Raw genomic sequence first — 15,879 nt, 5'->3', positions numbered from 1 at the left:
TGCAGTTGACACTTTCCATAAAAATAAATAACCCCTTGAGTATCAAGGGGTTACAAAAATTTCATCGCCAGGGGCGCGCTATTTCTGGTCCGGGCGCTTGTAGCCGAAGCTCTTCAGCAGGTCTTCCTTGACAGAGCGGGTCGCACCCTTCTTGTTGGAAGCCTTGTCCGGTTCATACTTGCCACTGCCCCTCGTCGTTTCAGTGAACGGCGGCACGGAGCAACGTAGCGTGGACTTCAGCTCGACTTCCGTCTTGTAGACATATGCACCCGTCGCATACAGACGACCCGATTCCGTGCGGACATTGCCGTCACGATCCGGCTTCATTTCGAAGTACATCGTGAGGAGGCCCGCATCGTTCACGTAGTCGGGGTTGTCCAGATCCTGCGTGAAGGAGTAGTAATCCACAAACTGGCCGAGGCTAGTGTAAATCCAGATCTTCACGTACATCTTCGTCCTGAAGAGGTTCGCGCGGCTGATATCGGATCCCACGTTCTCGGCGAATTCAGCGTCGCAATACTGGTCCATGTATTCATCGACCGTAATCTTCACGCTGTTTGCGGCATCGACGCCTTCCAGCGGAACCAGGCCATCCTTGCCGACAAGGTCGTCAAGCGTAGCAAGGCCGCCAATCGCGTTCACGGTCGGCACCTTGGTATCAATGCCAAGAGTCGGGCCCAAGTGTCCAGCAAGTCCCGGGTAAGGTTCGTCGCCACTGCCGGGCTTAGATTCGAAATCTCCGCCCACCTGGGTTTCCACTTCCTTATCCGTCTTCGTATTGTAAATGGTAACGGCGAACGTCTCGCCTTCCTCAGGCTCGTTGGACGCATAGTACTCTTCCGTCTTCTCGCGGGTCACCACTGTCACCGGCTGTTCCACAGCGATGTCCACGTCCTTCGCGTTCTTCATGATAACGATAATCGTATCGGACGCCTGGTTGCCGGCCTTGTCGCGGTAGAAGCGCACGATGGCGTTCGCGCCCTTCTCCAGGGCCTGCGTAATGAGGGTGTCCTGCACTTCGCCATTCACCATCCACTTCACGTCCACAAAGTTCGTGTACACCACTTCGCCATCGACAGGCGCAACAATTTCCACGACCGGCGAAACCTGGTCAACCACGATAAACAGGGAGCGGGTCGCAGAGTTGCCGTACTTGTTCGTGTAGGTATAGCTCACTTCGTAGCCGAGGTTGCCATCCTCGTTCTTCACGAGGTTGCCTTCGGCATCGACACCATAGGCAACCGTCATGATATTGCCGTTCGCATCCACGTAATCGTAGGTGACCGTAAAGACAACCGGATTCTCGGACTTGCCATCCTTAGAGTCCTTATTATCCTTGCCTCCCTTTCCAGATTCCTTGCCGCCATCCTTGGAATCCTTGCCGGATTCCTGCTTGGCGTAGCCGCCCGTAGTCTGGACAACCTCGCCCGTCACGGCATCGGCCAAGTACGAGATGCGGACTTCGCGCCCTTCCACCTCGGTCGTGTAGGTGACAGTCATCGTCTTGATTCCGTCGGCATTCTCGATAATGTTGCCCTCGGAATCCGTGTAGTAGGTGACCGTCACATCCTTGCCGTTGACCTTTTCCGTGTAGGTCACGGCGGTAGAATTGCCGTTGACCGGGGTATAGGTCACATCCGTCGCATGTTCGTTCAGGGTCACACAGGCATCCACAAGTCCACCAAGTGTTTTCTTGAACGTGTTGGACGGAATGTCGACAGCCTCGAGTTCAACCTTCACCGTGAACGATTCGCTCGTGTGGGTAACCGTATCCGTCACCGTCACGAGAATATCGTTCTTCGGATTGTTCACGTAGAACGTGGTATCCTTGGCAGCAGCCTCTTCCACGATGGTGAAGATGTTGGTCTTCGCGTTCGCATCCGAAGCCTTCGAGACCGTCACGACCGGGGTTGCCGTGCTGAAGTATATGACCAAGGTATCCACGCCCGGGAAGTCCTTCGTCGGATCCTGGAAGGTGCGGACAATGATATTCTCGCCTTCGTGGAGCTCGAGATCGCAATCCGGTCCCATGAGCTTGCCGTCAGCCTTCCATTCGATGCACACGTCCGGAGTGTTCACGTAAAGCGTATCGGGGTTGATGACGACCGTATCGCGGGTTTCAGCACGGGTGATTTCCACTTCGGAACTTTCGACTACGTTGCCGACCTTGATGGTCACGGTGGCCGTATCCCTGAATTCGCCGTCGAACACCTCGACAACAAGAGTGTATTCGCTCTTCTCTTCGTAATCGAGAGAATCAATCAGCGTCACGACTCCCGTCGTGGAATCGACTTTGAATACGGACGAATCACCACCGACAACCGTGTAGACGAGTTCGCTATACTTGGGATCGTCATCCGGATCAGTCGCCTTGACCGTGTCGACAGGAGTTCCGATCGGCGTGTCTTCGCTAACCGTAATGGTTTCGTCGTCAATCGTCGGCGCTTCGTTCACGTCGGTAATCTTCACGACAATCGTCTTGGTTTCGGAAGCATCCTTCGTGTCGGTCACCTTCACCTTGATCGGGAGTTCCTTGTTCTTTTCGTAGTCAAGTTCCTTGCAGTTGTCGGTCTTCACCGTAACGACACCGCTCTCCGAGACATCGAAGCAGCCGCTCTTGTCTTCGACGAGCGTGAAAGTCAGCACGGTATCATAGAGGTCAAGGTCCTTAGCCTCGATAGTATCGATGACAGTGCCCTTCTCGACGTTCTCTTCGACGACCACGGAATCCGTCACGATCCACGGATCTTCGTAGACATCAAGCAGCGTGATGTGGATAGTGTCGGTTTCGACAAGTTCCGGCATCAGCGTATCCATCAGCGAAATGTAGATGGTGTACTCCGTCGGGTCTGTTTCGAAGTTGAACGTCTTGTTCGCAACCAGGTCGCCATTCGGCAACAGCGTGAACAGCGTATCGGCTCCATCGGCACCGCCCGTCAGCTCGAACTTGTCGTGGATGTAGTTTTCAGGCTTGCTGATTCCCGAAATGGCCATCGTGTCGACATCTTCGCCATGTTCCACATGTCCCACGACAACGCCGGGCTCGTTATGTTCCTTGAATTCGAACGGCCAGGATTCGAAGGTTGGCGGTTCGTTGATGTCAATCACCTCGATAACGCGCTTGAGCGTATCGGCAAGGCCATTCACGTCTGTCACGACAATCGAAACTTCATGCTTCGGATTGATTGTCTCGTAATCGAGCTTGGCGCTATCCTTCACCGTGACGACAACCTTGGTCTTCGCACCCGTGGTATCCAGCGCGATCGAGAACAGGGAATCGGCACCCGAATTCTTGTCATCCAAAAGTGTCGGAATAAGATGCGTCACTTCGCCGAAATCTTCATCAGCAACGACATAGCTCACAACAACGGTTCCTGTCGGCACGTTCTCTTCGACACCCACGGTAAGGGTCTTCTTACCCTCCGGATCGACACCGCGGCCCGTCGTGTCACAGTTCGCAATGCACTTATCGTCGGAATCGTCATCGCCGTCATCATCGTCATCCACGATAATCTTCGGATTTTCGCCCTCGTTGGAAAGCTTGATCGTGACCGATGCCGTAGCGGATTTCTCACCATCGGAAACCTTCACATGGAATGTGAACACGGAATCCTTTTCATAGTTCAGCCTGTCGCTATCGGCAACCTTGATGACATTGGAATCCAAATAGAACGGGACGTCATTCTCGAGAATCGTGTACGTGAGTGTGCTGAACGCCTTGTTCAGCACGTCAGGATCCGTAGCGTCGAGTTCGCCCACCACAGAATTGTTCGGGAGGTTTTCGGCGATGGTCTTGGTGAAGTCCTTAACCACAGGAGCCTCGTTCACATCCTGCACCTTGATGATACGCACGATGGAATCCTGGAGGCCGTCCGGGTCCGTAATGAAGACCGTCACTTCATGTTCGAGCTTGACCTTCTCGTAATCGAGCTTCGAGCCATCCTTCACATACACGACCACTTTCGTCTTGCCGCCTTCCGTCTTCATGCCAACCTTGAAGAGGGAATCGACACCCGTATTGTTGTCGTCCTTCAGACTCGGCGTCAGGTTGCCCACGTCGCCAACGTCCTCGTCCGCAACCACATAGGCAAACACGACCACGTTGGTTGCGCTATTTTCATCGATGCCCACCGTAAGGGTCTTCTTGGAAACCGGGTCGTGTCCGCGGCCAGTCGTATCGCAGTTCGCGATGCAATCCTCGTCGGTATCATCGTCACCGTCATCATCGTCATCGACGACAATCTTCGGAGTCTCGTTCACATCCTTAAGGTTGATGGTGACAAGGGCTGTATCGACCAAGCACATCTCGGTGTAGTTGCCCGTCGAGGGATTCTTCTCGCAGTTCTTCACTTCCACGTTAAAGACAAACGTCGGAGTCGTCTCGAAGTCGAGCTTCGTAGAATCGCCTACCCTAACCTTGTTCGAATCCATGTAGAACGGCATGTTTTCGGTAATGATCGCGTAATCCAGATGGCCGAAATCAGCCACATGCTTCGTATCGGGATCCGTCGCGGAAAGTTCTGTCACGACGGCATCCTTCGCAAGATTTTCGGGCTGCTCCGCGGTCTTGTTCGCAATCGTCGGGGCTTCGTTCACGTCCTTGATATTGATAGTACGGATGAGCGTATCCGTCGCACCGCCGGCATCCTTGACCGTCAGGATAACCGTATACACGGAATCCACAGCTTCGTAGTTGAGCTTGGTACTATCCTTCACCACGACGGTCACTTCCGAATGAGCGTCGTTCAGCTTCACGTCAAAGAGCGTAGCCGCAATGCCGCCGGGCACAGAATCGGTGAGGGCCACAGTCAACTTGCCGGCATCGTTCGCATCCACGTCCGTAATCGCAAACGTATGGATTTCAGTACCGGTCTTCGAATTTTCGGCAATCTCGAACGGGCCGTTGCACTTGGTGTCACCCACAATGCACTTGATTTCCGGAACTTCGTTCACGTTCGTAAGGGTAATCGTCACGGTAGCGGTATCGGCAAGGCAGCGTTCAGTGTACTTGCCCGTAGAGGCGTTCTTCTCGCAGTTTTCCACTTTCACATTGAAGGTGAACACCGGAGTTGTCTCGAAGTCAATCTTTGTCGAATCGTCAACCCTGACCTTGTTCGAATCCATATAGAACGGCATGTTTTCGGTAATGATGGAGTAATCCAAGTGACCAAAATCAGCCACATGCTTCGTATCGGGATCCGTCGCAGAAAGTTCCGCCACAACGGCGTCCTTCGCAAGATTTTCGGGCTGATCCAAACTCTTGTCGGCAATCGTCGGCTTTTCGTTCACATCCTTGACATTAATCGTGCGGATGAGCGTATCGGTCTTGCCACCAACATCCTTGACCGTCAGGACAACCACGTACACGGAATCCACCGCTTCGTAGTTGAGCTTGGAACTATCCTTCACCACGATGGTCACTTCCGAATGAGCGTCGTTCAGTTTCACGTCAAAGAGCGTCGCCGCGGTACCACCGGGCACAGAATCGGTGAGGGCTACAGTCAACTTGCCCGCATCGTTCGCATCCACGTCCGTAATCGCAAATGCGTGGATTTCAGTGCCGGTCTTCGAATTTTCGGCGATTTCGAACGGGCCATTGCACTTGGTATCACCCACGATGCACTTGATTTCCGGATCCTCGTTCACGTTCTGAAGCGTGACCTTCACGTCGGCCGTATCGGCAAGGCAGCGTTCAGTGTAATTGCCCGTAGAGGCATTCTTCTCGCAGTTCTTCACCACCACACGGAAGGTGTATTCCGGAGTCGTTTCAAAGTCAAGCAGGCTAGCATCGCCCACCTTCACCTTGTTCGAATCCATGTAGAACGGGACATTCTCAATGATGGAGAAAGCCAGATGGCGGAACTCGACATTCTTCGTATCGGGTTCATCGACCGTCATTTCGCCCACGACTTCATCGTTTTCGATATTTTCATCCGGGGTGAAGTTCCTGTTGGCAATGACCGGAGCTTCGTTCACGTCAAGCACCGTAATCTTCTTGTCGAGCGTTACGGAATTGCAACCGGCAACGCCGTTCTGATCCTTCAGGGTCAGAGCAACAAAGAATACAGAATCGCCATTTGCATCCAGTATCGCTTCGAAATCCGGAGAATTCTTAACGCGAATCACGGCGTATGTCTTGCTGTCGCTCTGTTCAATTTTTGCTTCAAACAGGTTGTCGGCAGAAATTGCATTTTCTTCCATATCCGAAAGGACAACCTTCAGAGCTGTCGCAAAATTGGCATCGACAGCATCGACATCCATGATTTCGTAGCGAGCGATTTCCGTTGTCGCAAGCGTGTTTTCGGGCACGTCATAGTTGTCCTTGTCGTCGTCGATAATAATGGGCGGTTCGTTCTCGTCGGTAAGTGTAACCGTCACCGTAGCCGTATCGGCAAATACACCATCGGTCACTCTCACATGGAGCGTAATCTTGTGGTCCGGAAGAGTCGTTTCGTAATCAAGGACGGCACCTTCGAGAACCCTAATTGTACCGGTAGCATCGATCTCGAACTGGGTCGACGTTTCCACAAAGCTATAGTAGAGGGTTCCGTAAGCGACATTTGCCGTATCCGGATCAGAAGCAACGACTTTGCCGACAAGCGTTCCTGCCGCAGAATTTTCGGCAATCGTGAAGTCGCCATCCTCGGCAGTCGGCTTTTCATTCTCGTCAGTCACGAAAATCGTCGTGAAAGCAGTATCAGTAAGGCTTCCTTCGGCGGCACCACGGTCCGTAAGCAGGAGCCTTACATCGAAGAGAACCTCATTTTCGCCATTTGCCAGCAGGGCTTCGTAATCAAGCTTTGCGCTGTCCTTTACGGTAATGACAATCCTCAGAGAATGGTCCGTCGTATCCTCCACCACAGTGGCTTCGAAAAGGTCTTCTGCAGTCACGCCTTCAGACTCGATAAGGTTTTCGAGTTTGGCCGTCAAAGTTGTCCTTCCGTCGTCATTATCCTGGTCCGTAACCTTGATTGACGCAAACACGACTCCATTCCCCGTATTTTCGACAACGTTATATTCGTTTTCGGGTTCCTCGATGTGCGGAGGCTCATTCAGGTCGTTGATTATGATGACCACTTCAACCGTCTGCGGCAAGAAGCCATCCGTCACGGTCACATGAATTGTCCAGCTGGGCTTCGTTTCGAAGTCGAGCACACTATCGGCAGAAACCGTAATGACGCCTTGGTTGTCGATAGCGAACGGCACATCCGTCTCGACAATGCTATACTTAAGCACGCCAAAAACAAGACTCTTGATATCCGGATCCATCGCAACAACCTGGCCGACCTCAGTTCCAGCAAGAACGTTTTCATCCACAGTGAAAGACGTATCGCGAACAACCGGAGCTTCGTTCTGGTCGACAATCTGGAGCACGACAACGGCATAGGCAGAATCCTTGCCCACACCGCTGGTCGTAGCAGCATTGTCGACGACCTTCACCTTGATGGCAAGCACGCTGTCGGCCGATTCGTAATTCAAAACAGCGTCATTCTTTACAGAGACAACGCCCGTTGCGGGATCCATCTCGTAGAGCGACGTAATCTTATTGTAGTTGGCCTCGGTGAATGTTTCATCAAAGGCGTTATCGAAAGAATATGCCAAGGCGTCACCTTCGATATCTGCACCGACGATGGAACCAGACTTCACCTCGCGGTCAACTTCGCCAACCTTAATTGTATCGGCAGTTATCGTCGGCTTGTCGTTCACCGGATTTACCTTAACCGTAACGGTGTAAGGCTTTTCAGACACGACATTATCCGCATCCTTCATTTTGAAAGTAAAGGAGGTATAAGCCGGAGAAACTCCATATTCATCCTTTGCAGCAATGAATTGCAGATCTATGTTTGTCGTTTCATTAATCGGAATAAACTTATTCAAGTCAGAGCTTGTAAGCGTGTCGCCATTACTCAGCAAGAACCCCTTTTCGGGAAGCGACATAATCACGACACCCTGTTCGACCTTATCAAAGGCAGATTCATACTTGAACATGGAAGAATCAAATGTAAAGACTTCATCTTCCGTTGCAATGATTTCAAAATTTTCGCTAGTAGGTTCAATATTCGCATCGACGATAATCAAGTCGAAATAACCATCCAACTTATTGCCCGGCAACACGGCGCCAGAAATATTCGTGATTTTCAAGCGAAGAGTTTCATTCGGCCTTTCAACCTCTTCGTCCTTAGCGACATTAATCCACACGCTAACATCAGGAGCATCTGCAGGAGTTTTTGCATCTTTAAGGATTGTCACCTTGCCCATGTTCTGTCCACATATGGGGAACAGGTATTTCTTTCCATCAGTAGAATGAGAATAAGCCCTTCCATCAATAGTGTCTAAGAAGAAGTCAGTCGATCCCGCCGACGAATTTTGCAAATCAAAGCAGTAGTCAATGAACACATCTGCCGGAGCGGGGGTATCGAGCGCAATGGGAACCTTTACCAGCAAATCGTTTTCAGGGAATTCAAGCGGAGTATCGGCCTGAGGCTTCAAGTCCAAGACCGGCGGATCGATCGGAACAAAAACAAAGCTTCGGCCATCAAATTCGTTACCAACCACCAGTTCATTAGCAATCAACTGTCCAGCAAAGTTAATGTTACTCTGCAAGAAAATCCTTCCGGTAGAAACATATGTTCCCAGAAGGGTACTGTTGTCCGTATTTTTAATGTTTATGTCATGATCTGTATAGAACAGCAGATTACCCACATACTTTTCAGCAGGAACTTCAACAACAGAACCATCTTCTTGCGGAGTCCTATAAACGATTTGAATAACAGTATGGTTTCCCAACTGTATCTGATGTACAAAGATACGTGTCACACGACCACCTGCAGGCATACTCACTGTAATTTTAGCACCATCTGTACCGCCAATACCCGTAAGGATACTATCCATGTACATGTCATAAGGAGCCTTGCTCCCATCTACGGGATCAGGCACAACGATTCTTTGTTCACCGTTATTCGCACTAATTTTAATATCAGCCACAGTCGGAGAAGCGGGCCACTCAAGAAGAGGTATGCTTACAGCCGTATTAGGAGACGGTTGATCAGGACAGTTACTAATTGGTTGTGCCTGGAATCCAGCCGTTCCACCACCAGTAACCGATGTGTTGTCCAAGCATATCGGAGCAGCATAATAACAGGTATTACAGTTTGTACCCGTCTCGAAAGAACCTCCACGAATAGGTCCCGTAGTGAACTTATATCCATCTCCGGTAGTTATTTTCCCGGCAACGACAATGGGACCACCTAACTGAGTTCCAACCGACGCTCCCTGCCCATCCGGTTGTTCAGCTCTAAAATAACCATTGGATCCGGTCCAGCCCGATTCATCGTGAATGATAACGCGGTTTCCGGTCTTTACAAAATCGTTCCCGAACAGTTTATACTTGACGAGATAATTCCAGTATTCCTGCTGCAGGTTTGCCGCAATAGGGTTCCCTTGGGCATCAACGAAGTAAAGCGGAGCCACATCCATTGCAAATGAAGCGCCTATTCCAATTAGGAATATTACAAGGCCAAAAATTTTCTTCTTCATGTTATCCACCACAGGATAGGGTTTAGACCAAATCCCCACACACAAGTAAAAATACTAAAAAAATCTTACATTCAAAGACCAGCAAGGGGGAAATCGGAACAAATCGGGCCGTTTTTCGACCACCTGGAATATCTCGTGAGCCAAATCACATATATTTGTAAAATTTCAAAAACAAAAAGAAAAGGCCCGGGAAAACACCCAGGCTTTTCATTTTTCTTGGCAACGCTAGTCCTGTTTCGGGCGCTTGTAGCCGAAGCTCTTCAGCAGATCTTCCTTGACGGAGCGGACAGAGCCCTTCACGTTCGAATCCTTGTCCGGGCTATACACGCCGCTTCCCTTCTTCGACTCGACCATCGGGGGCAGCGAACAGCGCAGCATGCTCTTCAGTTCGACCTCCGTCTTGAAGACGTAGGCGCCAGTCGCGTAGAGCCGTCCCGACTTCGAGCGGACGTCGCCGTTGCGGTCCGGCTTCATTTCGAAGTAAAGCGTGAGGAGTCCCGCATCGTTCACGTATTCCGGATCGTTCAGGTCCTGCGTAAACGAGTAGTAGTCCACAAACTGGCCAAGGCTCGTGTAAATCCAGATATTCACGTACATCTTGGTCTTGAAGAGGTTCGCCTTGCTGAAGTCCTTGCCAGCGCTCTCGGCAAACTCCGCATCGCAGTACTGCTCCACGTACTCGTCGACGGAGATCTTCTCGCTGGTCTTGGAATCGACACCCTGCAGCGGGACCATGCCGTCCTTCGAGACGATATCGTCAAGAGTCGCAAGTCCGCCCGTCGCTGTCGCTATAGGCACCTTCGCATCGATTCCGAGAGTCGGTCCCAGGTGACCGGAGAGTCCCGGATACGGCACATCCCCGCTCCCGTCCTTCGTCTTGAAGCTTCCGCCCACCTGGGTTTCCACTTCCTTGTCCGCCTTTGTATTGTAGATGGAGATGGCGAATGTTTCACCCTCTTCGGGTACGTTCTTTGCATAGTATTCATCCGTCTTCTCACGAGTCACGACCGTCACAGGCTGCTCGACCGCGATATCCACGTCCTTCGCATTCTTCATGATGACGATAATCGTGTCGGAAGCCTCGTTCCCCGCCTTGTCGCGGTAGAAGCGCACGATGGCGTTTGCACCCTTCTCGAGGCCCTGAGTAATGAGTGTATCTTGCACGATAGCGCCACGGCCGTCGCCCATATCTACGGTCCACTTCACTTCCACGAAATTCGAGTACACGAGGTCCCCATCGGCAGGCGAGAGGATTTCCACAACGGGAGCCACCTCGTCGAGCACGATGAAGAGCGAACGAGTCGCCGAATTGCCGTACTTGTTCGTATAGGTGTAGCTCACCTCGTAGCCGATGTTGCCATCGCCGTTGCGGACTATGTCGCCCTTTTCATCCACGCCGTAAGAAACCGCAACGACGTTGCCGCTGGCGTCCACGTAGTCGTACGTCACCGTAAAGACAGCCGCATCCAAGGACTTTTCATCCTTCGTACCCTTGCCATCCTTGCCGGACTTTCCGGACTGACCGTCCTTGCCCGTTTCGGAAGTTTCCAGGGCCGCGCTCGCAAAGCTTCCCGCAGAGTGGAAGACCTCGCCCGTAACCGCATCGGCTTCGTAAGAAATGCGCACCTCGTGGCCGTTCACTTCGGTCGTATAGGTGACAGTCATGACCTTAGCCCCGTTCCCGTTCTCGAGAATATTTCCCTTCAGGTCGGTCTTGTAGCTTACGACAACTTCCTTGCCGTTCACCACTTCCATGTACGATACGACGACCGTATCCCCGTTTACCGGCGAGTAGGTCACTCCGGAAGCAGGATTCTCGTTCAAGGTGAGCCCCGCATCCACGATACCCGATAGGGTCCCGCTAAACGTCTTTTCAGGCACCTTCATCGTGTCGAGTTCCACCTTCACCGTAAAGGATTCCTTCGAACCGGTCACCGTATCCGTCACGGTCACCCTGATGTCATTTTTCGGGTCGTTTACATAGAAGGTCGGGTCGTTAGCCGCCGGTTCCTCGATAACCGTGAATATGCTCGCCCATGCGGCCTCATCCACAGCCTTCGTCACCGTCACGACCGGAGTAGCCGTGCTCATGTAAACCACCAGCGTATCTGCTCCCGGGACATCCTTAGTCGGATCCTGGAACGTGCGGATGATGATGTTCTCGCCCTCGTGGATATCGAGGTCGCAGTCAGGGCCCATGAGCTTGCCGTCGGCCTTCCATTCGATACAAAGGTCCGTGGTGTTCACGTAAAGCGTGTCGGGATTCAAGACGACCGTATCGCGCGTCTCGGCACGGGTAATCTGAACTTCGGACTTCTCGACGACATTCGTCACCTTCACCGTCACGAGCGCCGTATCCGAAAGCAGCCCATCGGTCACGCGCACCTTGATGGTAAGTATGGAATCCGTCTCGTAGTCGAGTTCCTTCTTGAGCACGACAGTGCCATCCTCCTTCACATCGAACACGCCGCTCTCTTCCACCAGTTCGTAGGTCAGCGTGCTGAACGCCTTCGCCGTATCGGGATCGGACGCAACAATCTTGCCAATGTCGCTACCGACAGCGGCGTCTTCCTTCACCGCGATGGTCTGGTCAGGCACATCCGGAGTTTCGTTCACGTCGTTCACCTTGATGGTCACGGTAGCCGTATCGGTATAGCCGAACTTGTCGGTCACGACCACGGTCACCGTGTATTCGTTCTTGGTTTCGTAATCGATGGTACTGTCAGCCTTCACCGTAATCTCGCCTGTCGCGGAATCAATAACAAAGGTGTCGGTCGGATCCTTGATGCTGTAGGTAAGCACATCGTCTTCATCCACGTCAGATGCGGTCACAAAGCCAACGCTCGTTCCTGCGGGCACATTCTCGTCGACCGACAACGTGGGAGTCTTGTCATCGAACTTCGGCGGTTCCGGCGTATCGTTGAGGTTCACCGTAATGGTAGCGGTATCGGAAAGGCCGTCCTGGTCGGTAACAACCACATGGAACGTGAACACGGAATCCGTCTCGTAATCGAGCTTGCCGGGTTCTTTAACCCGAATGATGTTGGAATCGAGTTCAAACGGCACATCTGTCTCTACAATCTCGTAAGTGAGTACACGGAACTGCGCCGCAGTGTCGAGATCAGACGCGATGACAGCCCCCGCGGAATCGCCCTTCCTGGGATTTTCGTCAATCGCGAACACAGCATCCTCAATAGAGGGAGCCTCGTTCACGTCGTTCACCTTGATGGTCACGGTAGCCGTATCGGTAAGGCCATCCTTGTCAGTCACCACCACCTTCACCGTGTACGTGGACTTGGTTTCAAAGTCGATGGTGCTATCGGCAATAACCTTGATTTCGCCCGTAGAAGGAACAATCTTGAACGTACCGGTCCCATCGATAATGGAATACGTCAGATTTTCCGTGCCATCCACATCGTCCGCAGTCACAGTGCCTACGCTCGTATTTGCCGGAGCGTTCTCGTCCACCGTAAGCACAGGGATGTTGTCCCCAAAGTGAGGAGGTTCGTTCACGTCGGTAAGCTTCACCGTCACGAGGGCCGTATCGGTATACTCGCCATCATAAACAACCACATGGAACGCGAGCACGGAATCCGTCTCGTAATTCAGCTTGCTCGGATCCTTTACCTTGACGATGTTCGAATCCATCACGAACGGCACGCCGCTTTCCACAATCGTATAGGCAAGCTTCGTGAATGCCGCCGCCGTATCGAGTTCCGTAGCGACAACCGGACCGACAACCGTACCGGAATCGCAAATTTCAGGAACTTCGAGGTTTGTATTCGCAACAGACGGAGCCTCGTTCTTGTCGAGCACGCGAATCGTCACAGCGACATTGTACGAAAGCGTATCGGCAAGCTTCGTCGTCGAAGCCATGTCACGCACATGCACCGTCACCGTGTATGTCGATTTAGTCTCGTGATCCAAAACGGCCTTCTTGACAGAAATCTCGCCCGTAGAGGAGTTTATCTGGAAAATATCGGTAGCACCGCCCACCAGGGTATAGACAAACGCATTGTCATCCACATCCTTCACGACGAGCGACCCAGTCGCTTTTGCACCGACTGCAGAATTTTCAACAATGGTAAATTCGCTCGCCGTAGCACTCGGCTTATCGTTTACTGCAGCAAGATTTACCGTCATGATAGCGGCACCCGAGGTGGAGTTCATCTCGTCACGAACCTTGAACTGGAAGGTGGTGGCAGGAGTCCCGAAATCATCCTTCTTGCCCGTGTACTTGAGGTCGCCGATGGAATCCACCGGAATAAACTGGCCCGCAGTAACGTTGCCGCCCTTGTAAGTCAAAGTACCCTTGTTCGGGAGCGTGGCCACAACCACGCCCGTTTCCGCATAGCCCTTACTCGAAGAGTACGAGAAGTCGCTCGTCTTGAAGGTGTACGCCACATCTTCGGTACCCGTCACGCTAGAAGCACCAGCAACCGGCGGGTTATTCGCATCTACAATGGTCAACGTAAAGTGACCCTCACGTTCATTGCCTTCCAACACAGCACCTGCAAGGTTGAATATCTTCATGTGCAGGTATTCTTCACTTTCTCCGATGCCATCGATAAACACGTTCAGGTACGCCTTGTTCTCATCGTAGGGAGTGAGGCGATGTGCAGGGATAACCACATAGCCGGAGTCATGATGGACAACATGGCTTACATACACACTATCTATTATAGGCATAGAGGTATCGTCATTTTCATGGACGTAGTTCCACGTGGTATCACTCCATTCGCATACCGGGAACGGAGCCTTTGCCGTCCTCTGGAAATCCTCCAGCGTTGCCGTCGAGAGATTCAAATCGAAGCAGTAGTTGAAATCGACAGACGTGTTCGTTACGGTATCGAGAGATATCGGAATTTCCGCATCGTCGTTGTTTTCGGGGAAGGCTCCGTTCTGGAGCACTTCCGGGTCAATTTTCAGTATGGGTGGGTCAAACGGCACATAGCGGAAATCGCCCACGATATCGGATTCGAACCACAGATTATTTGCCACAAGTTGGCCAGCGAGTGTAAAGTGGTTTTCAATGGTGAACTTACCTGTCGTCATGAAGGTTCCCTGGTAACTCGGCTTGACCATAGATTTCCAGTGAACATCCTTATTTGTATAGAACATCAGGTTACCAGCATATTTCGCATTACTTATGTAGTTACTATCGACAAGAGCGCTCACATCCCACTCTTTGGTGGTCGTATTGTAAACGGCGTTCCTATCGACATAGACAACCTGAATCACCGCGCTGTTTGCACTCGGCTGAATATTGAAACCATCGCGCACAAAGATTCTTGTAAGGCGACCACCATGCGGCATTACAACGTACAAGTACTTGTGTGCGCTGTTGTGCATATAGATATTTTCAATATACAGGTCATACGTGCCATATTCGTTAATATAAGCGCTTTCCGGCGGAACATGGATATAGGCAACTTCGTCAATACCATTGGACATATTGATACCTGGAGCCCATTCTGCAGGTTCAGGCCAAAGAGGCACACGCAAGTGAGTATCTACCGGAGGGACCTCCACCGGGCAAGACTGGTACGTGCCCACCGCAAACGGATAGGCCACGTATTTGTAGTATTCCGTAACAGGGACAAGGTCACCCGTTTCAGGATTCTCAACATTATAAGTGTAAGTAGAATCGGCAGTCGCAGCATCCGCAGCAACCACACCCGACGTTCCATAGACACCGCCCTTGACCATTGCAGCCCAATTGGTCAGTGTATTATCGTAAGCCTGCGAAGAACGTGTTCTGATAGAGCCCTGCACGCAATAAGGTCCTTCATAGATGGCTCCAGAAACCGGACCAGAATTTGCCGCCCAATCTGCAATTGCAAAATCACCAAGAACCCTTACCGGGCCTCCACTCAGGGTATCATTATTGGGAGTCGTGCCATCATCCGAGAGATGCAACCCCTTTCCCGAAAGAAGCGGCCCGCCCACATGATGAGCTCCGTTGAAAAAGGAAATATCGCCCGTTGCAGTGCCGTTATAGCCATTTTTATCCGCAATATGCACCGTATGCTTATTGAACGTCAATCCTTCAGAGCCCCATAGCTTGTATTTCATCAAGCCGTCCCAATATTCCTGCTGGGCATCAGCATTCTCACCAGCCGATGTTCCGAGGCTTTCAAAGTAAAGCGGAGCAACCTTGGCAGCAAAAGCAACACCAAATAGGCTGGACAAAAGCACAGCCAAGCAAACCGTTTTTTTCAATCCTTCAAACATGATCGCCTCCTGAAAAACAGGACTTTCAAAAAATGTTCTATATAGGCACGAAATGAAACGGAATTTTTACATCCCACAAAAGTAATATATACAAAATTTTACAGAATG

2 protein-coding genes are annotated in these 15,879 nt (G+C 51.6%); both read right to left on the bottom strand.

What is annotated here, in order from left to right:
- Positions 1-78: 78 nt before the first annotated feature.
- A complete protein-coding gene (locus tag B2310_RS11130) occupies positions 79-8,574 on the bottom strand; it encodes a cadherin repeat domain-containing protein (protein WP_290731537.1) in 8,496 nt (2,831 codons plus the stop codon).
- Positions 8,575-9,762: 1,188 nt separating this feature from the next.
- Positions 9,763-15,771 (bottom strand): cadherin domain-containing protein, encoded by a 6,009-nt coding sequence (locus B2310_RS11125; RefSeq protein WP_290731534.1) that lies wholly within the window; start codon positions 15,769-15,771, stop codon positions 9,763-9,765.
- Between the last annotated feature and the right edge of the window lie 108 nt (positions 15,772-15,879).

Source organism: Fibrobacter sp. UBA3629, from assembly GCF_002374005.1.
GTDB lineage: Bacteria > Fibrobacterota > Fibrobacteria > Fibrobacterales > Fibrobacteraceae > Fibrobacter.
The sequence above is the reverse complement of the archived record's forward strand: the minus strand, read 5'-3'. Positions and strand labels throughout refer to the sequence as shown.